The organism is Paraburkholderia fynbosensis, from assembly GCF_902859935.1.
Lineage (GTDB): Bacteria > Pseudomonadota > Gammaproteobacteria > Burkholderiales > Burkholderiaceae > Paraburkholderia > Paraburkholderia fynbosensis.
Window position 1 is genome coordinate 1 of the sequence record NZ_CADIKI010000038.1, and the last position, 19,501, is coordinate 19,501.

General features: G+C 63.0%; 19 protein-coding genes and 1 tRNA gene. 10 read left to right on the forward strand and 10 right to left on the reverse strand.

The genetic code is table 11. The annotated features are described in order from the left end of the window. Nucleotides 1-445: 445 nt before the first annotated feature. Entirely contained in the window at nt 446-910 is a 465-nt protein-coding gene (locus HV770_RS36220) for a hypothetical protein (protein ID WP_175166256.1), read from the reverse strand. A 342-nt stretch (nt 911-1,252) separates the two neighbouring features. Then, a complete protein-coding gene (locus tag HV770_RS36225) occupies nt 1,253-2,098 on the reverse strand; it encodes a FadR/GntR family transcriptional regulator (RefSeq protein WP_175166231.1) in 846 nt (281 codons plus the stop codon). 273 nt (nt 2,099-2,371) lie between these two features. On the opposite strand from HV770_RS36225, the gene HV770_RS36230 reads away from it, so the two are divergent. The 9 genes from HV770_RS36230 to dhaK all read left to right on the forward strand — a co-directional run bounded on the left by HV770_RS36230 (nt 2,372) and on the right by dhaK (nt 11,980). After that, nucleotides 2,372-3,580, forward strand: coding sequence for an ABC transporter substrate-binding protein (locus HV770_RS36230; protein ID WP_175166232.1), 1,209 nt, complete (start codon nt 2,372-2,374; stop codon nt 3,578-3,580). 91 nt (nt 3,581-3,671) lie between these two features. Next, entirely contained in the window at nt 3,672-4,532 is an 861-nt protein-coding gene (locus HV770_RS36235) for a branched-chain amino acid ABC transporter permease (RefSeq protein ID WP_121320403.1), read from the forward strand. 56 nt (nt 4,533-4,588) lie between these two features. Next, on the forward strand, nt 4,589-5,605 hold the full coding sequence (locus HV770_RS36240; protein WP_246291557.1) for a branched-chain amino acid ABC transporter permease: 1,017 nt from the start codon (nt 4,589-4,591) through the stop codon (nt 5,603-5,605). Beyond that, entirely contained in the window at nt 5,602-6,369 is a 768-nt protein-coding gene (locus HV770_RS36245; RefSeq protein ID WP_175166234.1) for an ABC transporter ATP-binding protein, read from the forward strand. The genes HV770_RS36240 and HV770_RS36245 overlap by 4 nt, the downstream gene beginning before the upstream one ends. After that, a complete protein-coding gene (locus tag HV770_RS36250; protein ID WP_175166235.1) occupies nt 6,366-7,067 on the forward strand; it encodes an ABC transporter ATP-binding protein in 702 nt (233 codons plus the stop codon). Before HV770_RS36245 ends, HV770_RS36250 begins: the two co-directional genes overlap by 4 nt. A gap of 33 nt (nt 7,068-7,100) precedes the next feature. Further along, nucleotides 7,101-8,381, forward strand: coding sequence for a Zn-dependent hydrolase (locus tag HV770_RS36255; protein WP_175166236.1), 1,281 nt, complete (start codon nt 7,101-7,103; stop codon nt 8,379-8,381). After that, the gene (locus HV770_RS36260) at nt 8,378-9,868 is read left to right on the forward strand and encodes a M81 family metallopeptidase (protein WP_175166237.1); all 1,491 of its coding nucleotides are present in this window, start codon (nt 8,378-8,380) and stop codon (nt 9,866-9,868) included. Before HV770_RS36255 ends, HV770_RS36260 begins: the two co-directional genes overlap by 4 nt. Nucleotides 9,869-9,947: 79 nt before the next feature. Further along, nucleotides 9,948-10,024 (forward strand) — tRNA-Val (locus HV770_RS36265). Nucleotides 10,025-10,276: 252 nt separating this feature from the next. After that, the gene (dhaK, locus tag HV770_RS36270; RefSeq protein WP_175166238.1) at nt 10,277-11,980 is read left to right on the forward strand and encodes a dihydroxyacetone kinase subunit DhaK; all 1,704 of its coding nucleotides are present in this window, start codon (nt 10,277-10,279) and stop codon (nt 11,978-11,980) included. A gap of 87 nt (nt 11,981-12,067) precedes the next feature. Here dhaK and HV770_RS36275 read toward each other — a convergent pair whose 3' ends face one another. From HV770_RS36275 to HV770_RS36305, 7 genes are all read right to left on the reverse strand, one after another. Continuing rightward, complete coding sequence (locus HV770_RS36275) at nt 12,068-12,364, reverse strand: YciI family protein (RefSeq protein ID WP_175166239.1); 297 nt, start codon at nt 12,362-12,364, stop codon at nt 12,068-12,070. A gap of 12 nt (nt 12,365-12,376) precedes the next feature. Further along, a complete protein-coding gene (gene catC / locus HV770_RS36280; protein WP_168669427.1) occupies nt 12,377-12,661 on the reverse strand; it encodes a muconolactone Delta-isomerase in 285 nt (94 codons plus the stop codon). 52 nt (nt 12,662-12,713) lie between these two features. Continuing rightward, complete coding sequence (locus tag HV770_RS36285) at nt 12,714-14,042, reverse strand: short-chain fatty acid transporter (protein WP_175166240.1); 1,329 nt, start codon at nt 14,040-14,042, stop codon at nt 12,714-12,716. Between the two features lie 76 nt (nt 14,043-14,118). After that, nucleotides 14,119-15,078, reverse strand: a complete 960-nt coding sequence (locus HV770_RS36290) for a 3-hydroxyacyl-CoA dehydrogenase (protein ID WP_175166241.1) — start codon at nt 15,076-15,078, stop codon at nt 14,119-14,121. 2 nt (nt 15,079-15,080) lie between these two features. Further along, nucleotides 15,081-15,782 carry an SDR family oxidoreductase gene (locus tag HV770_RS36295; protein ID WP_175166242.1) on the reverse strand — a complete coding sequence of 234 codons (702 nt, stop codon included), beginning with the start codon at nt 15,780-15,782 and terminating at the stop codon, nt 15,081-15,083. 32 nt (nt 15,783-15,814) lie between these two features. Beyond that, nucleotides 15,815-16,867, reverse strand: a complete 1,053-nt coding sequence (locus tag HV770_RS36300) for a cyclase family protein (protein WP_175166243.1) — start codon at nt 16,865-16,867, stop codon at nt 15,815-15,817. Between the two features lie 69 nt (nt 16,868-16,936). Further along, the gene (locus HV770_RS36305) at nt 16,937-17,680 is read right to left on the reverse strand and encodes an IclR family transcriptional regulator (protein ID WP_175166244.1); all 744 of its coding nucleotides are present in this window, start codon (nt 17,678-17,680) and stop codon (nt 16,937-16,939) included. A gap of 239 nt (nt 17,681-17,919) precedes the next feature. Between HV770_RS36305 and HV770_RS36310 the strand changes: the two genes are divergently transcribed. Further along, nucleotides 17,920-19,242, forward strand: coding sequence for an MFS transporter (locus HV770_RS36310; protein WP_175166245.1), 1,323 nt, complete (start codon nt 17,920-17,922; stop codon nt 19,240-19,242). Between the two features lie 93 nt (nt 19,243-19,335). Here HV770_RS36310 and HV770_RS39500 read toward each other — a convergent pair whose 3' ends face one another. Continuing rightward, nucleotides 19,336-19,470, reverse strand: coding sequence for a hypothetical protein (locus HV770_RS39500; RefSeq protein ID WP_281366321.1), 135 nt, complete (start codon nt 19,468-19,470; stop codon nt 19,336-19,338). Nucleotides 19,471-19,501: the final 31 nt, after the last annotated feature.

Sequence of the window (19,501 nt, forward strand, 5' to 3'; positions counted from 1 at the left end):
ACTCCACGCCGATGATAGTGCGGATTGCCCGTGTGAAAGTAGGTAATCGTCAGGCTCCCCAGCAGCAACAGAAACCCCACCCCGAAAAAGGTGGGGTTTCTGCGTTTACGGCGCGGGACTGACCGCGGCGCAGGTCCCGAGTCAAGGGCGCAGATGTCGCGCCGTAGCAGGCCACCCGAACGCGCTCCGCAACGCATGCCGCATCAGCCACCTCGCGGCCACCCGTCTCATCCCGGCCGCGAACTGAACGCTGGCCGTTCGCGGCATGTACGCCGTCCTGAACCCGTAGTCAGAGAACTTCAGCCGCTCCGGTGCCTTGCCCATCTGGACTTGCACCCCACCTGCTCATGAGCTAATCATCGAGCTACCCCAGTTTCCTACGCCGGTGGACTCCCAGAAATCTACCGACAAACCGTTCCTCGCAGTTCACCGCCTCCCAACTCGACTAAGCTCGCTTACGCACTGGCGTTTGATCAGACACACCAGCGACAAAGCGATCGAGCCGTTCACTCGCCTCCGTGATGGCCCAAAGAGGCGCACTGTGCAGTTGTCGGTCATAATTCGTGGCGAGCAGCGCAAAAAGCGCGAACCCCGCGTCGTCCAATCGCCACTCGCCGGTCTCCCGGCCAATATCGAGCACCGCCGACACAGCGCGGTCCGCCGCGCCGAGTGCCTCGTCGCTAATCGAGCCGAAGCCGGACTCCGTCAAAAAGCTGGTCAACAGCATGATCTGTGTGAGCGTCTGCGCATCGGTTTTGCTGCCGACGCCACGGCGCAATGCGTCGAGCGCGAGGTGTACCCGCAATGCGAGATCGTCGGCGATCGACCGGGCGATCGGCAACAGCATGGCCTTGGCATGCCGGGCGCGCGTCGCACCAGCGTTGCGGGAAAAGGGAATAGGTTGTGCCATGAAGGTCCGGTGTTTGTGCCTGTGCAGATGCAATAACGGCGCGGCCCGGAAAAGGTTGAGCCCTCGTTGTCGATCCCGCTGACTCCCGACCGGAAACGCCGGTTGGCAGACGCTTTCGCACGAATTGCGCTCGCCTCGCCGGAGCCTCCATGTATCTTTTCAATTCATTCAGGTGATGCATTTCGGCCGATCCCCTGGCGCCGCGTGCTTCACCACGAGACCTTCTGCTAGAAACGGTAATGGCAGAATGAGCGAAAAGTCGCTAACAGTGCCCAGTCCGCCTCTGCGCAAAGCCAAACGCGAGCTGTCCCAAAGTCCAGTACCTGTTGCCGACCAACCTCATCACTTCTCCCCACCTCCATCCGACGGTGCCACACCGCGCGCCCGCACCCGTCGACGAATCTCCGAATCCAGAATCAGACGTCCCCGCAGTTTTCCCTTCATCCGCTTCACGTAACGTGGCGCCTCGGTCATGTGGATCACCATCAACTCACGCACCTTCTCGACGTCGCGCTCACGTGCCGCTTTCGTAATCGCTTTATGAATCTTGACGTTCGCCTGACCGAACCGTTCATGCTCGGCCTGCGGCGTGTCGTTACGAAATTCGATGAGCTGCCGGATCATTTCATTGATCAACTCGCAACTGAAACGCAGAAACGGGTTCGGGTTCGCGGCTGCCAGAATGTCATGAAAGTTCACGTCTTCCTGACGTTGCCGCACGATGTCCTGACCGCCACGCGAAGACGCGGGCCGATCGCAACACGCAATGCTAGCTTCGAGTGCGTCGAAGTCCTGCTCGGTCAGATGCGGAACGGCGCCCGCCGCGAGTTCCGGCTCCAGCAATTTGCGCACGGTGTAGATGTCGTCGATCGACACGTCCTTGAAGAACAGATAGTTCTGCAAAAGCTGCAGCGTGCGATCGAGCGGCACTTCCACCACCATGCCGCCGCCGCTCGGGCCGGTGGTCACCTTGATCAGACCTTGCACCTCGAGTGACTTCAACGCTTCGCGGATCGTACTCTTGCTTACCGAAAAGAGTTGCTGCAACTCCACCTCGCGCGGCAGGCGATCACCCGGCTTCAGGTCTTTCTCTGTGATGAGCCGCTTGATTTCTTCCGCGACCAGATCGCCGCGCTTCTGCTGTTTGATCTCTATCGCGGCGCCAGCCTTGGTTCGGTCCGTAGCCATATTCGATTCTCCCAGTTTTGTCCCGCACGATTCCCGCTCGATCCGCCGGCTACGTCACGGTCAGGAGCGACAGTGGGATACGGCCAGGAATATTGCCTTATTGACACTCGAATTTATTGTACCTACGATCAGGTCCAACCTATTTATCATGATAAATAGAACAAAGCCCAAGAGGTGGAAAACTTCAAGCGGCCAGCAAGCCCAAGCAGTCGGTCGTATCGCTTGTGCAGTTTCGTAGCCAGTCAGTGCGTGTCTCTTTCAAGGAGCGTCATTTTGAATCGCCGAAATATGTTGAAGCTGGCCGCGTTGTCGGCCGTTCCGGGGACGTTCGGCTCGCTGGTCGCGCGTAGCGCGTTCGCGCAGGCCGGCGCCGTGCAGTTCGCGTGTCCGGTGCCGATGTCGGGACCGTTCGCCGCGAACGGAAAATATGCCGACCTCGGCATGAAGCTGGCCATCGAGCAATACGGCAAGGTTCTTGGTCAACCGCTCGCATATACGGTGCTCGACACGGAGGGCAAGCCCGCTACCGCGGTGCGCCGCGTGCAGGAAATCGCGCAGCAAAAGAACGCCCGCTTCTTTGCGGGCGGTATTTTGTCATCCGAAGCATTGGCGATGGGCAAGGAAGTGCAGAAGGCAGGCGGCATTTTCATCACGACCGCGGGCGCAGACGAAATCACCGGAAAGGACTGCAACGCCGCCACGTTCCGCTGGTCGGTGCCGACTTACGGCGCGATCGAGCAGACCGTGCGACCGCTGATCCAGACGTTACCGAAAGCAAAACGCTGGTACACCATCACGCCGCAATACGTCTTCGGCGACGGCTTGTTGGCTGCAGCCAAGGCGATCTTCAAGGAGAAGGGCATCGAGCATGTGGGCAACAGCTACCACTCGCTCAATGAGAAGGAATTCAGCGGCTATCTGACGAATGCCGTTGCCGCGAAGCCCGACGTCCTGCTGATTCTGAACTTCGGCTCGCAATCGTCCGATACGCTTCGCCAGGCCGTGAGCTTCGGCATGAAAAACAATTGCACGATCCTGATGGCATGGGCGTCCGGTCTCGAGCAATTCGAATCGCTCGGTGCGGACCTGTGCGATGGCGTCTATTTTGGCGCACAGTATTGGCATGGCATCGATTCGCCGCTCAATCGCGATCTCGTCAAACGCGCCAACGCCGCATTCAAGTCGAACCCAAACTACAGCCTTGCCGGTTCGTATATCTGCACGAAGATCCTGCTCGACGGCATCATCAAGGCGGGGACTGTCGATCCGAAGAAAGTGGTTGCCGCACTCGAAGGCATGAAGTACGACGGTTTGACCGGTCCGGAAGAAGTTCGCGCGGGCGATCATCAGGTGCTGAAGAACTACTATCTGCTCAAGGGCAAGGCGAAGAGCAAGATGAAGAGCGCCGACGACTACGCGGACATCGTGAACTCCGGGCAGTCCTTCCTGCCGCTCGACAAGACCGGCTGCAAGATGTCGTGATGCCCTCGTGCCGCACGCAAGCGCGGCACGTTCATCGCAAGCGCGAGCCGGCATTGCGACACCTCTTCGCCACACCCATCAGGCGGACGCCATGAACGTTTATCTTCTACAGATCGTCAACGGCATCGGAGTGGGGATGCTGTATTTCCTGCTCGCAGTCGGTTTATCGATCGTATTCGGCCTGCTGCGTTTCGTGAATTTCGCGCACGGCGCGTTCTATCTGCTCGGCGCCTACTTCTGCTATCAGGCGATGCAGTGGTCGATGAGCTTCTGGACGGCACTCGTCGTCGTGCCGATCGCGGTCGGCGCGCTTGCGTGGGTCGTCGAGAAACTGATTCTGCGGCACGTCTATGCGCAGCAGCACGAGTTTCATATTCTCGCGACCGTGGGCCTCGCACTCGTCGTACAGGAATGCGCGATCCTGATCTGGGGCCCGCTCGGCGATAACGTCGCGGTGCCCGACATTCTGAACGGCGTGGTGATCTGGGGCAGCTTCGTCTACCCGAAGTACCGGCTGTTCGTGATTGGCTTCACTGCCGTGCTGGCCACGCTCTTGTGGTGGGTACTGGAAGGTACGCGACTAGGCAGCGCGGTGCGTGCGGGCAGCGAATCGACCGAGATGGTGTCGCTGCTCGGCATCAACGTATTGCGCGTTTTCAGTCTCGTGTTCGCGCTCGGCGCGGCAACCGCGGCACTGGCGGGCGTGCTGGCCGCCCCGATTCGCGGCGTGGATCCGTTTATGGGTATCGAAGCGCTCGGCGTTGCATTCGTCGTCGTCGTGGTCGGCGGCATGGGTAATTTTCTCGGTGCGCTCGTCGGCGGTCTGCTGGTGGGGATCGTGCAAAGCGTGATGAGCACCTTATGGCCCGAAGGTGCACGGCTGATGATCTACGTCGCGATGGCCGCGGTTCTGCTGCTGCGCCCGAACGGTTTGCTCGGGAGGGCGGCATGACCGATACATCGAAGCCCGCCGCGCAAAGCATTCACTCTTCGTCGACGCCACAGGGCATGAAGCACACGCTGCATCGCTATCGTTTCCTTCTGCTTGCGCTGCTGGTCGTGTGCGTCTTGCCACTCACACTGCGCTCCGGCTCGCTCGCCACGGAAGTGCTGGTGTTCGCGCTCGCCGCACTCGGCTGCAATCTGCTGCTCGGTCACACAGGCTTGCTTTCGTTCGGGCAAGGCATCTTCTTCGGACTCGGCAGCTATTGCGCGGGACTGGTGCTCACCAAAACCGCATTGCCGGTGTCCGTCGCGCTGCTCGCGTCGGCTGTGATCGGCGCCGGGGCGGCGGCCATGGTCGGTTGGTTCTCGATTCGCCAGCGCGGTACGTACTTCGTGATGTTGACGCTCGCGTTCGGCCAGCTATTCTATTTTCTAGCCTATACCACGCCCGATCTGACGGGCGGCGACAATGGCCTGCTCGATATTCCGCGCCCTGCGCTGAGCCTGTTTGGCAAAGCGCTCGTCCCGTTGACGTCGCCGTGGCAATACTACAGCTTCGTTGCAGTGCTCTTTCTCGTGGTGTTCTGGCTGCTGATGCGCGTTTCGCATTCGGTATTCGGCCGCACATTGCTTGCGATTCGCGACAACGAGGCGCGCGCGGCAGCGGTGGGCTACGACGTCAAGCGCTTCAAGCTGATGGCGTTCGTGATTTCAGGCGCAGTCACCGGACTCGCAGGGGCGCTTCATGCACTGATGACCGGCATCGCGCCGCTCTCGAACATCGACTATCACACGAGCGAGATGATCCTCGTGATGACGGTGATTGGCGGCACCGGCAATCTGTTCGCATCCGTCCTGGGCGCGGCGTTCTATGTGCTGTTCGCCGACTGGCTTTCGACGCTGTGGCCGCGCTGGCTGTTGCTGCTCGGCATCGTACTGATCGCGGTCAGCCTGTTCATGCAGCGCGGACTCTGGGGGCTGGGCGAGCGCATTTGGCACGCACTGCGCGGCAAGCCGTCCACCGGCGCGGACCATGATGCGGACAACACAGGCAACGGCGCGAACAAGGAGGCCGCATGAGCGAAGCCATTCTGCGAGCGAACGGCATAGTAAAACGCTATGGCAAATTCACCGCGCTCTCCGGTGTGAATCTGAGCATCATGCCGCGCACCGTGCATTCTGTGATCGGTCCAAACGGCGCGGGCAAGACCACGCTCTTTCACGTATTGACCGGCACGCTTCCCATTACCGAAGGCAAGATCGTCTTTGACGGCCACGACGTCACGCGTGAACCCGATCATAAGCGCGTGCGCCGCGGCGTCGCGCGATCGTTTCAGGTGACGAGCCTGTTTGCCAATCTGAGCGTACGCGAGAACCTGCGCCTCGCCGCGCAAGGCGTCGATGCGGTGCGTGCGCTGAATGCGTGGACGCCGCCGCACGGTGCACTCGCGCATGCGGACACCGTCGACAGCGTGCTCGAACGGCTCGCGTTGCAGCGTTTGAGCGAAGTCCCGGCGGCCGCTTTGTCGCACGGTCAGCAGCGGCGGCTCGAAGTCGGCATGGCGCTCGCGGCGCGGCCCAAGGCGATCTTTCTGGACGAACCGACCTCGGGCATGGGCATCGACGACCTCGACGACATGAAGCAACTGATTCGCGGCCTGCGCGACGATTACACCGTCGTACTGATCGAACACAACATGGGCATCGTGATGGACATCTCCGACACGATTACCGTGATGCAGCAAGGCCGCGTGCTGGTTGAAGGGCGGCCGGACGACATTCGCGGCGACGAGCGCGTGCGTAGCGCGTATCTTGGCAATATGATCACCGGAGGCCGCGCATGATTCTCGACGTGCAGCAGATTCACGGCTTCTATGGCAAGAGCCACATTCTGCAAGGCGTGTCCTTGCAGATCGGCGACGGTGAAACGGTCACGCTGCTGGGTCGCAACGGCGCGGGCAAATCCACCACGCTCAAGGCGATTGCCGGCGTGGTCGTGCCACGACGCGGCGAGGTGACGTTCAACGGCGCCCGGGTCGGCGGGATGCCACCGCACAAGATCGCCTCGCGCGGCGTGTGCTTCGTGCCCGAGCATCGCGGCATTTTCCGTCTGCTCACGGTCGAAGAGAACTTGCGGCTCGGCGCACGCAAGGATTCGCCGTGGCAACTGGACGACATCTATCGCATCTTTCCCCGCCTGAAGGAACGGCGCACGAACGGTGGCGCACAACTGTCCGGCGGTGAACAGCAGATGCTCGCGATTGGCCGCGCGCTGATGAATCACCCGCGTCTGCTGATGCTCGACGAGCCGGTGGAGGGACTGGCGCCGGTGATCGTCGAGGAAATCGTCGCGCAGCTCAAGCTGATCCGCGAAGCGGGCGTGGCCATACTTCTGGTCGAGCAGAACCTCGAAGTCTGCACGCAACTCGCGGATCGCCACTACATCATCGAACAGGGCGTGATCGTCTATTCGGGCGATAACGCGTCATTCTCCGCAGACGAGTCGATCAAGGACCGTTATCTCGGCGTGGGCGTCGTTTGACGCTGGCGCTGTCTTCAATACGAGGAAGCATCGATGCAAGTTCATGAATCAACAACCGTCGCGACGCCTGCCGATATGCGAGTCGATGGTGCGCGTCTGTGGGACAGTCTCATGCAACTCGCGCAAATCGGCGCCACCGAGAAAGGCGGCGTGTGCCGGCTCGCGTTGACGGAGCTGGATCGTCAGGGGCGCGAGCTTTTTATCGCGTGGGCCAAAGAGATCGGCTGCACCGTGCGGATCGATGCGATCGGCAATATCTTCGCGCGCCGCGCGGGTTTGCGCGACGACCTGCCGCCGGTGATGACCGGCAGCCACATCGACACGCAACCGACGGGCGGCAAATTCGACGGCAATTACGGCGTACTCGCGGGTCTCGAAGTGCTGCGCACGCTGGCCGAGGGCAACGTGCAGACGCTCGCGCCGCTGGAAGTCGCGGTGTGGACCAACGAGGAGGGCTCGCGCTTCGTGCCGGTGATGATGGGCTCGGGCGTATTTGCCGGCGCGTTCACGCTGGAACATGCGCTGGCGCAACGCGATCGCGAGGGCGTGTCGGTGCGCGACGCGCTGGCGGCGATCGGCTACGCCGGTGAGAACGAAAAACCTCATACCGTCGGCGCGTATTTCGAAGCGCATATCGAACAGGGGCCGGTGCTCGAAGCGCACGATAAAACCATCGGTGTCGTGCAAGGCGCGCTCGGTCAACGCTGGTACGATGTGACGGTGCAGGGCATGGAAGCGCACGCGGGGCCGACACCGATGGAGCTGCGCCGCGACGCGCTGCTCGTCGCGGCCGATCTGATTCACGTGGTCAACCGCATCGCGCTCGATCACGCGCCGCACGGCCGTGGCACGGTGGGCTGGCTCGACGTGCATCCGAACTCACGCAACGTCATTCCGGGCCGCGTGACGCTCACAGTCGATCTGCGTGCCGCCGACGACGCGACACTCACGGCGATGGACACCGCCTTGCGCGCCGCATGCTCGACGGCGGGCGAACAAGCGGGCATCGCTGTCGACGTCGAACAGGTCGTGCATTTCCCGCCGCAGCCGTTCGCCGCGAATCTGGTTGCCGCGGTGAAGCAGGGCGCGGACGCGCTCGGCTTTTCGTCGATGGACGTGATCAGCGGCGCGGGCCATGATGCCGTCTATCTGGCGCGCGTCGCGCCTGCCGCGATGATTTTCGTGCCATGCAAGGACGGCATCAGTCACAACGAAATCGAAGACGCGCGCGCCGATCATCTCGAAGCCGGTTGCAACGTGCTGTTGCAGGCGATGCTGGATGCGGCGTGGAAGCTCGGGAGCGCAAACGCATGAAGATCCTCATCGCGCGGATGAATCACGAGACCAACACGTTCTCGCCGGTGGCGACGCCGCTCGCCGCATTCGGCCGCAACGGCCCGAGCTATGGCTCGGACGCGTTCAACGACAACAAGGGCATGCAGACCGCAATGGCCGCGTTCATCGACGCCGCCGCGCGCGAGCATGCGGAGATCGTCACACCGATATCCGCTTCGGCGAATCCGAGCGGACCGGTCGAGGCCGCCGCTTACGATGCGATATGCGACGCGATCGTCGCGGCGGCGGCCGGCTGCGACGCGGTGATGCTCGACCTGCACGGCGCGATGGTCGCCGAGAATTCGAACGACGGCGAAGGCGATCTGCTCGAACGCGTGCGCGCATTGCTGCCCAATGCGCCGATCGCGGTCGCACTCGATCTGCATGGCAACGTCACGCAGAAAATGATCGACAACGCGGATGTGATCGTCAGCTTCAAGACCTATCCACACGTCGATATGTACGAGACAGGCGCGCACGCGGCGCGTCTGATGTTCGATCTCGTGCATGGCAAGACGAAGCCGGTGATTGCATGGCGTCAGCCGCCGCTGCTCACGCACACGCTGCGCAGCGCGACCGCGGAAGGTGCGATGAAACGCGCGGTGGATGCCGCGCGTGCGGCTGAGGCCGACGGCATGCTGGCGGTGTCGGTATTGTCCGGCTTTTCGCTGGCCGATATCGCCGTGCCGTGCATCAGCGTCGTCGTGGTGGGTAACGGCGCGCGTGATGAGGCCGAAGCGGTGGCGGAACGCATCGCGCGGCAGATCTGGGACGAGCGCGAAGATTTCGTCTATCGCAGCGCGCCGCTCGCGGAGTCGGTCGCGCAAGCGGCCGCGCTCGCGCAGGGCGCCGACAAACCCGTGCTGTTGCTCGATCACGGCGACAACTGCATGTCGGGCGGCACGTGCGACACGATGGATCTGCTCGAAGAAGCGTTGAAGCAGAAGCTCGAAGGCATCGTCAGCGGGCCGTTGTGCGATCCACAAGCGGTCGCTGCGTTGATGTCGGCGGGTGTCGGCAGTACGGTGACCGTGACGATCGGCAATAAGGTTGCGAGCGACGCGTTAACGCCGCGCCCGCCGCTTGCCGTGACCGGCGTGGTGCGTGCACTGACCGACGGCGAATACGTGATCAGCGGTCCGACATACACCGGCCAGCGTGCTTTCATGGGACGTGCCGCTGTTCTCGACACCGGCATCGTGAAGCTCGTGGTGACCGAGCGCACGCACGAACCATGGGACCTTGGCGTGTTCGAGAGCGTCGGTATCGATCCGCGCCGAGCGCGCTTTCTGCTGCTCAAATCGCGCATGTACTGCCGGCCTGTTTTCGTGCCGATCGCCGCGGCGCTCGTGGAGTGCGATAGCCGTGGCGTGACGAGTTCCGATTACGGGCTGTTCGCCTTCGAGCACGTGAAGCGGCCGGTTTATCCGCTGGATACGGCCACCGAATGGGCGCCGGCGAATTGAGCGGTAGCTCCGTGTGGGTCTAAATAACGATAGGGGCTTGTGCTGTCCGCGCGGACTCTCTATAATTCGCGCTCTCTAAAGGCTCGTAGCTCAGTTGGTTAGAGCACCACCTTGACATGGTGGGGGTCGTTGGTTCGAATCCAATCGAGCCTACCAACGCATCAGTGACGTAGACGAAAGCGGTTCCGCTTTCGTCTACGGTGCTGTCAGTTTCTCCCTTCTGCATTGCTCCCGTTTGTTTTGCCACCGAACTCCATCACGAGTGCTATTGCGCGTTCACGGTCTCTGCATTGCATCGCCTTTGCCAATGCGCGGTACAGTTGAGGCTTCTCCTTCCCGTTTTCGCAACTGAATAAAATGCCGTCAGTGCATCACGCGGTGCCGGCAGATTGAAAGGAAGCCGACGCAATGAAGAAGCTCATCAATGACGTTTGCGCCGTTGTCCCCGATATGCTCGACGGACTCGCGGCGCTCAATCCCAATCTCTCGCTATTGCAAGGCAGCACGATCGTCGTGCGCGCCGATGCCGAGGCCGTCGCCGCGCGCGGCGAGGTCGCACTGATCTCGGGCGGCGGCTCGGGCCACGAGCCCGCGCACGGCGGCTATGTGGGCCACGGCATGCTGAGCGCGGCGGTGGCGGGCGAAGTGTTCACGTCGCCGTCCACGGATGCCGTGCTCGATGCGATACGCGCGGTGGCCGGCCCGGCCGGTGTGCTGCTGATCGTGAAGAACTACACGGGCGATCGCTTCAACTTCGGCCTTGCCGCGGAGATCGCACGCGCGGAAGGCATCCCGACGGAGATGGTGATCGTCGCCGACGACGTCGCGCTGACGGCGAGCGGCGACCATGCGGGTCGTCGCGGGCTTGCCGGGACCGTACTGGTTCACAAGATCGCGGGCGCGGCGGCGGCAGCGGGCCGTCCGTTGGGGGAGGTCGCGCGGATCGCGCGCCAGGTGGCCGCGTCGCTCGGCACGATGGGCGTCGCACTCACGCCGTGCACGGTGCCCGCAGCGGGCAAGCCGGGGTTCGAACTGGCCGATGGCGAAATCGAATGGGGTCTCGGCATTCATGGCGAACCCGGTGTCGAACGCGGCGCGATGGAGCCGGCCAAGGCGATCGTCGCGAGACTGCTGGCGAAAATCACCAACGATCTCGCGTTGCAGTCCGGCGAGCGCGTGGCGCTGCTGGTGAACAACCTCGGCGGCACGCCGTCGAGCGAATTGAACGTCGTGGCGGGGTCCGCGCTGCGCAATCTGGCGGAGCGCGGCATCAAGGTGGAACGCGCGTGGGCGGGCACGTTCCTGAGCGCGCTGGAAATGGCCGGCGTCTCGTTGACGCTGCTGCGCGTGGACGACGAGCGGCTCGGCTGGCTCGATGCCGTGGCGCGCACGAGCGCATGGCCGGGGTTGAGCGGCCGCGTCGCACAGGTCTCGGTGCGGCCGGCTCCGCAGACGCCGGAGCGCGCGAGCGGCGCAACGCTCGCGCACGATGCGACGCTGCGCCGTGTGATCGAAGCGGTGTGCGCGTGCTTGCTGAAAGCCGAGCCGACGCTGACCGAGATGGATCAACGCGTCGGCGATGGCGATCTGGGCATCAGTCTGTCGCGTGGCGCGCGCGCCGTGTTGCATGAACTCGACACCTATCCCACCGAAGCGACGCCGGGCGCCGTGTTGCGCAGCATGTCCGCGACGCTGCGGCGCGTAGTCGGCGGCACGTCGGGGCCGCTGTACGCGGTGATGCTGTTGCGTTCGGCTGCTGCGCTCGAACAGTCCGACGGCGCGACGGCGACGCAATGGGCGGCGGCATTCGGCGCGGGCGTCGAGGGATTGATGGAGCTGGGCGGCGCGAAGCCAGGCGATCGCACGATGGTCGATGCACTGAAGCCGGCCGCCGACGCGTTGCGGTCCGCGCTCGCAGGCGCGACGGAGATCGGTGCAGCGCTACAGGCCGCAGTCAATGCGGCCTCCGACGGTGCCGCGCAAACGGCGTCGATGCATCCACGGCGAGGACGTTCGAGTTATGTCGGCGAGCGCGCGCTCGGTCACGTGGACCCGGGCGCGCATGCGGTGACGTTGTGGCTGGCTGCGATTCGGGACGCGTGGGTGAAGTGAGCAGCATTGCACGAGCGCGTGCCCGAAAAAACGGCTAACAGTACCAGCACTGTTAGCCGTTCAATCACACAGCCGATATCGAGTCGGCTACAAACAGCACTCGCCGTCGAAGTAAGCCTTGCGCCAACGCGTGATCGTCACGCGCTCGAACAGGCCGACTGCAGAAAACGGATCGGCCGCAATAAACTGTTCGGCTTCCTCGCGCGTGTCCAGATCGACTACATATAAACCGCCGCCCGCGCCGCTGCCGTCGTCGTTCAGCTTTGCGCCGCACGCGAGCAGCAGTGCCTTGTTCTTCTCGAGAAACGCGAGGTGGGTATCGCGCTCACGCGTGCGGACTTCGGCATGGCCGGGCTTGTCGAATGTTTCGATGATGTAGGGCATCGGCTCTCCGCTTCAGTTCGGCGCAATCGCGGACGGATGCTGCGCAAGCGGCGTCACGTTCACGCTCATGTACGGATAGAGCGGCAAGGAACTGAGCAGCGTATGCAGTTCGTCATTCGACTCGACGTCGAACACGCTGTAATTCGCGTACTGCCCGGCCACCCGCCACAGATGACGCCATTTGCCCTCGTGCTGCAACTTCTGCGAGAACGCCTTTTCCTCGGCCTTCAGACGGTCGGTCAACGCGCGGTCGGCGTCGGCGGGAATCTGAACCTGCATATGAACCAGATATAGCATTCGAAACTTCTCTCCATCGATGAGGCCGCGCATATTGCGGCCGGAATCTTGCTCAACCCCAGGCGAGAATCGCCACCGTGTACACGATGCCGATCCAGAACATCATGATGACCGTATAGCCCATGATGTCCTTCAGTTTCAGCTTCGACAGCGCGAGTGCCGGCAGAATCCAGAAGGGCTGGATCAGATCGTTCCATGCGTTGCCGAGCATGACGGCGGTCGCCGTGTGTCCCACCGATGCGCCGATCGACTTGGCCGCCTCGATCATGAACGGCCCCTGAATTACCCAGTGGCCGCCGCCCGACGGTGCGAAGAAGTTGATGAAGAACGAGCTGACCAAGCCCCAGAACGGCAGCGTGGCGGGCGTGGCGATGTTCACGAAGAAGTGCGAGAACGTGTTGACGAGACCCGATGAGGCCATGATCGCCATGATCCCCGCGTAGAAGGGGTATTGCAGAATGATGCCGCTGATCGTGCGAATGCCTTCGTTGAGCTTCTCCACATAGCGAATCGGCGTGCCGAGCAGGATGATGCCGAGAAACAGAATGATGAAGTTGATCAGGTTCAGGTCCATCGAGCCGCCGCCGTGGAAATACAGCACCACGTAAATCACGCCGATCGCGCCGATCAGAAAGCTCAGCAGGCGGCTGTTGTTCAGGCGGTTGGCAATCGTGTTGCTTTCGTCGATATCGACGGCGGGCGTCGCGGCTTTCGGGGTTTCGTACAGCGCCGGGTCGATTTCCGTGACCGGCTGGCCCGGCTTCGGATGCAGCCACGCGTTGAGCAGCGGCAGCGTAATGATGACGACGAGGCTCGTGAGCAGCATGGTCGGCGAGAAGATCGTTTCCGCGAGCGGAATCACGCCCATCTGCGCTTCCATCGGATGCCCCTTGGTAGAGATCAGTACGGGAATGCTCGCCGACAGACCCAGACCATACATCGTGAAGCCGCTGTAGGCGGACGCGATGATCAGCGGATAGTGCACGCCCTTGATGCTCATCGCGAGTTTGCGCGCGACGATGCCGCCGATCACGAGACCGAAGCCCCAGTTCAGATAGCTGCCGATGCCGCCAACCAGCGTCGCGACGATCACCGCCATGCGTGGATCATGAACCCGCGCGACGAGCCGGTCGAGGAAACGTTCGGTCAGCGGCGCGGTGGCGAGCACATATCCCATCGCAAGAATCACCGCCATCTGCGTGGTGAACGCGAGCAACGCCCAGAAGCCCTTGCCCCAACTCAGGGTGAGCGCCGTGACCGCCTGGCCCTGAACGAGCACGGCGAGAAGCATCGTGAGTAGCGTGAGGCCGATGGCGAACACGAACGGGTCGGGCAGATACTTGCGCATCAGCTCGGTGAAGAAGGCGGTGATTTTCTGCATGGGACTGTCTCTAGCTTTGGTCGAATAGTAGTTATCGGGTCACGCGGAGATTACGGCGGGATATAACGGCCGCGGGCTATGAATCATTCGATACGGATTCCTTGCGATACTGGGCCAGCTTCATCAGCGCGCGATCGCGCCATGCGACGCGCGCTTCCCATTGGTCGAGCGGCAACGCGCTGCGGCGCGCCGCGGCCACATCCGCGACGAGTTCAGGAGTCCACGGATCGTGCTGGCCGCGCTCGGCGCCCATGCGGGCATACGAGGGGCCCATCTTCTGCGCGTGCGAGGCGATGCCGCCGCGCGTGTTCAGGTCGGCGGTTTCGAACGGACCGATCACCGACCAGCGCAAACCCAGCGCTTCCCGCACGACCGTGTCGATGTCGTCTACCGACGCGACGCCATCGCGCACGAGGCAGTACGCTTCGCGCAAGAGCGCGCCTTGCAGCCGGTTGAAGACGAAGCCTTCCACTTCCTTCGCGACGCGTACCGGCTTGAGGCCGGCGTCGGTGAACAGATCGATGGCGCGTGTGACGGCGTTGTCATCGGTGAACGGCGCGGGCACGATTTCGACGACCGGAATCAGATAGGGCGGATTGCCCGGATGCGCGACGAGGCAGCGGCCGCGGCCCGGCAACGTCGCGTCGATAAAGCGCGACGCTGCGAGAAACGACGAGGCGCTCGCGAGAATCGCATGCGCGGGCGCGGCGCGATCGAGCTGCGCGAACAGTTCGCGCTTGATCTCCTCGCGCTCGGGCGCACATTCCTGCACGAGGTCGGCCTGTGCTGCTGCGGCGTCGAGCGTCGCGACGATCTCGACGCGAGCGGCGACCACGTTCGCCGCTTCATCGAGCAGGCCGAAGCGCGTCAACGCTTCGAGCCGTTGCAGGATTTCCGCCGGCGCAAGTTCGCGCCGCTGCGCTGCCGGATCGAACAGACGCACCCGCCAGCCGGCGCGCGCGAACACCACCGCGAATGCAATGCCAATGCTGCCGCCGCCGACAATGCCTGCACGCCGCGTCTCATGAGCGCACATGCTCAGACTCCCGCGACGCCGACGGTCATCCCGCCGCACACGTACAGCACCTGGCCCGTGACGAAACCGCTGCGCGCATCGAGCAGATACGAGGCGGCATGCGCGACGTCGTCCGGCGTGCCGACGCGCTTGACCGGCACGCTGTCGATGATCGCGCGCGTGCGCGGCGCATCCGGCGGATTCGCGCGGTCGAACAGTTCGGTGCGGATCGGACCGGGGCCGATCGCGTTAGCGGTCACGCCGAACGCGCCGAGTTCCAGCGCCCACACACGCGTCATGCCGAGCAACGCGGCTTTCGTCGCCGAATAGGCGGTGCGCAATTCCTTGCCGAGCGCCGCACGCGACGACATATTGACGATGCGCCCAAAGCCCGCGGCTTTCATGCCGGGCAACAGCGCCTGCATGCATTGCAGCGAGCAGCGCACATTGAGCGCCCACGCGCGTTCGAGTTCTTCGAGCGATTGCTCCGCGGCGTTCGCCGGCACCACGACACCGACGTTATTGACGAGGCGCGTGATCGGCCCGCCTTCGAGTGCGCGTTCAAGTGCCTGTGCAGTCGCCTGCGGGTCCGACAGATCGGCGATCAGTCCATCGCCCACACGGTCGATCACGACCACGTCATAACCATCCGCCTTGCAGCGTGCCGCGCATGCCGCTCCGATGCCGGCGGCGCCGCCGGTAATCAACACTCGTTCTTTGGCCATGTTTCAGATTCAGAAAGGGAAAGAGAGAAAGCTCAGACGGTCGCGATCGGCGTGACGGGCGAACCCATCGCGCCAGGCAGGCGCAGCGGCGGCGCGGTCAGCATGAAATGCGAGCGGCCGTTTGCCCGAAGCCAGGCGGCGAGATCGCGCAAGTACCAGAGTTCGCCGAGCGGCAGGCCGAGTTTGAACAGGCAATGGTGATGCAGCGGCATCAGCGGATGCTCGCCCGGCGTCGCGGGCGGGCGCGCCGGATAGCGTTCGACCGCGTAGTTGTCGGCGGCGAGCGCGGCAATGCCCGAATCGGTGAGCCATTGCAGCAGGCGTTCGTCGCGGCCGTCGAGCGCGCAGCAGTGACTGTCGAGTACGGCTTCGTCAGGATGACGATTCATTTCCAGCACCATTTCCGCGAAACCGGTGCGCAGCACGAGCATGTCGCCGCGTTCGATCTGCACGCCGTCGGCGTCGATCGCGAACATCAGGTCGTCGTAGCCGACCGTGCGATGCTCGCGAGCGTAATGCGCGACCAGATCGACCAGCACGCCGCGGCCCTGCATGCCTTTGACCGCCAGGTTTTCGATGCCAAGCACGTCGGCGTGACTGTGTTCGCCGCCGCATGCGTGCGGCGCGAAGCCGTCGTCGGCGCGATACTCGATCGGCCCGACGACATCGGTATGCGCGCGATAACCGTTGTAGTAGACGCTCTCGGGCACGCCGTCGCCGTCTGCGTCGAAGCGCGCGCCCACGTGCGCGAGCGAATCCCATTGCGTCGAATATTGCAGGCTCAACAGTACCTGGTCGTCGCTGACGACGTCGGTGGCGCCGGGTTCGTTGCGCGCGAACGGAAAGTTCACGTAGGGCAGGCCGTCCCTGACCGTGGGCCGCAAGACGGGCGGGTGGCGGCGCACGTTCAGTTTGTTGTCGCCGGGAAAGTCGAGCGGCAACGACAGACAGAAGCTCAGACCCGCGCGGATTTCGCGCGCGCCCCTCAATACCTGTTCCGTACCGATCAGATTCGGCCTGCCGAGTTGGTCGTCGTCTCCGAAGTCACCCCAGTTCGAGCCTTCCGGCCTGTTCTTCCAGCGCATTGCAAATCCTTCTGAGCTGGCCTGCGCACAGCACCGTTCGGATATCGAACGAAGCGTGGCGGCGCGCCGTCACGCCAGGAGTTCTGGCGGGATCTGGCCGTAGATGTCGAGCAGCGCTTCGATCGCGCGCTGTTCGTTTTTGAGCAACCGTGCCTTCGGGCCGCCGATCACCAGCGCGAACGCTTCGCCGTGAATCAGGAAGCCGCGTGCGAGACCGGCGACGTCTTCGACGTTTTCACCCGTCGAGCGATGCCAGCCGTTCGTCACGCCTTGCTCGACTTCGGCTTCGAGCGTCTTGCGATCGATCACCGAGCCGTCGGTCGATGCGGTCAACGGCTCGCAACTGTCGAGCAGCTTGCGGCGCGCCTCCACCGACAGCGCGCCGAGCAGCGCCTTGCCCGCCGCACTCGCATGCACGTACATGAAACCGCCGGGCTCGTCGCTGTAGCGAATCTTCTGGCGCGACTCCATCACCTCGAGATAGACGACGCGGTTGCCGGCCAGCGTGGCGAGCGCCGCGGTCTCGCCCGTGGCGTCGCGCAGCGAGCTGAGCAGCGGCTGGAACAACAGCGTCAGCGGGTCTTCGCTGCAGATGTCGCGGGCGACGTGCAGCAGCCGCTGGGTGGGGTAATAGCCGGCTTTCACGCCCGGCGCATACAGGTAGCCCTTGGCCACCATGGTTTGCAAAAGCGCGTGGCAACTCGACAACGGGATCTCGGTTCGACGCGAGATCTCGCTGTAGATCATGGGTTGCCGCACTTCGGCAAAGAGGTTTATCACGTCGAAGACGCGTACTGCAGTTTTCACATCCATGAGAACATTATCGGCATTTCGATAACGTCATGGCAATAGGGACCGGGGTATACACCTAGCCGCTGGCCGCGTTGCCCGCAGTTGTCGCAGGGTAATCCCTTGATTGACGCATATCGCCGACGATCCCTATAGTCCGGCTCCTGTTCGTTGACGGAAATAAAGTTCGTTAACCGAACGGCGACGCGGACAGGACGCGAGGTCCATCCGCTGCATTCGACTCAACATGGAGACGCACCCCGATGGCGCTCACGCTCGAAACGCAACACCGGAATGCCCGCAAGGCGGGTATCGCATCATTCGTCGGGACGACGATCGAGTGGTATGACTTTTACGCGTACAGCACGGCGGCGGCACTCGTGCTCGGCAAGATTTTCTTTCCGACCACCTCGGCGCTGGCCGGCACGCTCGCCGCGTTCGCCACTTTCTGGGTCGGTTTTCTGGCGCGGCCTATCGGCGGGATCATCTTCGGCCACCTCGGCGACAAAGTGGGCCGCAAGAAAACGCTGATCATCACGTTGATGCTGATGGGCTGCTGCACGACCGGCATGGGTCTTTTGCCGACCTACAATCAGATCGGTTTGCTCGCGCCCGCGTTGTTGATTGTGCTGCGTCTGATGCAGGGCATAGCGATGGGCGGCGAGTGGGGCGGCGCAGTGGTGCTGTCGTCCGAGCACGCGCCGAAGGGCAAGGAAATTCTCTACTCGGCCTTCGCACAGCAAGGCTCGCCCGCCGGCAATCTGCTCGCAACCGTGGCGTTCCTGCTGACCTCGATGCTGCCCGACCACCAGTTCATGACGTGGGGCTGGCGCGTGCCGTTCCTGTTCTCCGCGCTGCTGGTGATGGTCGGGATGTTCATCCGGATGAGCGTCGACGAATCGCCGGCGATGCAGCAATTGAAGGACCGCAAGAAGGTCGCGAAGCTGCCGATCGCCGAAGTGCTGCGCGATCATAAGGGGCTGGTCGCGATGGGCGTGGGCGCGTGCGTGATCGGCTTGTCGGCGACTTACTTCAAGACGACGTTCGCATTGTCTTGGGCCGTGACGAGCATCGGTTTTGACCGCACGCAATTTCTCACGGTGATCACCGGCGCGATCGTCGTGCAGCTCATCGTGCAACCGTTCGGCGCCTTGCTCGCGACGAAAATGGACCTGAAAAAAGCGGTGATTTACATGCTGGTGCCGGAAATCATCGCGCTGCCGCTAATGTTTTCGCTGATCGCAACCGGCTCGACGAAACTCGCGATGTTCGGCATGGCGCTCGCGTCGATTCCGCACTCGCTGTACTACGCGGCGATGGCCGGCATTTTGGCGAAGTCGTTTCCGGTGCAGGTGCGTTACACGGGTATTTCGCTTTCCTATCAAATCTGCGGCATGGTGTTCGCGGGTACGACACCGATTCTCGGGCAATACCTGCTCGGCGCGACCGGCTCGATTCTCTCGGTGGTCGCACTCGGCGTGTTGCACGTGTTGATTACGCTGTTCTGCGCACTGGGGCTGATCACGCGGATGCGTCAGGAAGGCGCGCGGGATGCGGCGCGCGAAGCGATGCTGGCGCAGAGCTGAGCGTCTGCGCCGAAAGGGAAAGGGTTGCGCTGGAAAGAAGGCGAGCCGCCTCGCGCCAAGCCGCGTTCAGGTCGACCGGAACGCGGCTTGCCGTCAGGGGCGCAGCAGATCGAAGCCGGCTAGCGCAACGACGCCGCTGATCGCGATCAGCGCCACCGAGTGCTGTCCGAGATACAGCAAGCCGGCAGCGGACCAGCTTGTCAGCGTGAATGCGGCGATTCGTTTCATACGCTGGAGATGGAGATACGGAAAAGAGGCG

What these genes read in the sequence shown, in the direction of transcription:
- HV770_RS36285 (WP_175166240.1), bottom strand. Translation starts at nt 14,042, where the DNA reads ATGCAGAAAATCACCGCCTTCTTCACCGAGCTGATGCGCAAGTATCTG.
- HV770_RS36275 (WP_175166239.1), bottom strand. Translation starts at nt 12,364, where the DNA reads ATGCCCTACATCATCGAAACATTCGACAAGCCCGGCCATGCCGAAGTC.
- HV770_RS36225 (WP_175166231.1), bottom strand. Translation starts at nt 2,098, where the DNA reads ATGGCTACGGACCGAACCAAGGCTGGCGCCGCGATAGAGATCAAACAG.
- HV770_RS36245 (WP_175166234.1), top strand. Translation starts at nt 5,602, where the DNA reads ATGAGCGAAGCCATTCTGCGAGCGAACGGCATAGTAAAACGCTATGGC.
- catC (WP_168669427.1), bottom strand. Translation starts at nt 12,661, where the DNA reads ATGCTATATCTGGTTCATATGCAGGTTCAGATTCCCGCCGACGCCGAC.
- HV770_RS36310 (WP_175166245.1), top strand. Translation starts at nt 17,920, where the DNA reads ATGGCGCTCACGCTCGAAACGCAACACCGGAATGCCCGCAAGGCGGGT.
- HV770_RS36290 (WP_175166241.1), bottom strand. Translation starts at nt 15,078, where the DNA reads ATGTGCGCTCATGAGACGCGGCGTGCAGGCATTGTCGGCGGCGGCAGC.
- HV770_RS36240 (WP_246291557.1), top strand. Translation starts at nt 4,589, where the DNA reads ATGAAGCACACGCTGCATCGCTATCGTTTCCTTCTGCTTGCGCTGCTG.
- HV770_RS36255 (WP_175166236.1), top strand. Translation starts at nt 7,101, where the DNA reads ATGCAAGTTCATGAATCAACAACCGTCGCGACGCCTGCCGATATGCGA.
- HV770_RS36235 (WP_121320403.1), top strand. Translation starts at nt 3,672, where the DNA reads ATGAACGTTTATCTTCTACAGATCGTCAACGGCATCGGAGTGGGGATG.
- HV770_RS36295 (WP_175166242.1), bottom strand. Translation starts at nt 15,782, where the DNA reads ATGGCCAAAGAACGAGTGTTGATTACCGGCGGCGCCGCCGGCATCGGA.
- HV770_RS36220 (WP_175166256.1), bottom strand. Translation starts at nt 910, where the DNA reads ATGGCACAACCTATTCCCTTTTCCCGCAACGCTGGTGCGACGCGCGCC.
- HV770_RS36250 (WP_175166235.1), top strand. Translation starts at nt 6,366, where the DNA reads ATGATTCTCGACGTGCAGCAGATTCACGGCTTCTATGGCAAGAGCCAC.
- HV770_RS36305 (WP_175166244.1), bottom strand. Translation starts at nt 17,680, where the DNA reads ATGGATGTGAAAACTGCAGTACGCGTCTTCGACGTGATAAACCTCTTT.
- HV770_RS39500 (WP_281366321.1), bottom strand. Translation starts at nt 19,470, where the DNA reads ATGAAACGAATCGCCGCATTCACGCTGACAAGCTGGTCCGCTGCCGGC.
- dhaK (WP_175166238.1), top strand. Translation starts at nt 10,277, where the DNA reads ATGAAGAAGCTCATCAATGACGTTTGCGCCGTTGTCCCCGATATGCTC.
- HV770_RS36260 (WP_175166237.1), top strand. Translation starts at nt 8,378, where the DNA reads ATGAAGATCCTCATCGCGCGGATGAATCACGAGACCAACACGTTCTCG.
- HV770_RS36300 (WP_175166243.1), bottom strand. Translation starts at nt 16,867, where the DNA reads ATGCGCTGGAAGAACAGGCCGGAAGGCTCGAACTGGGGTGACTTCGGA.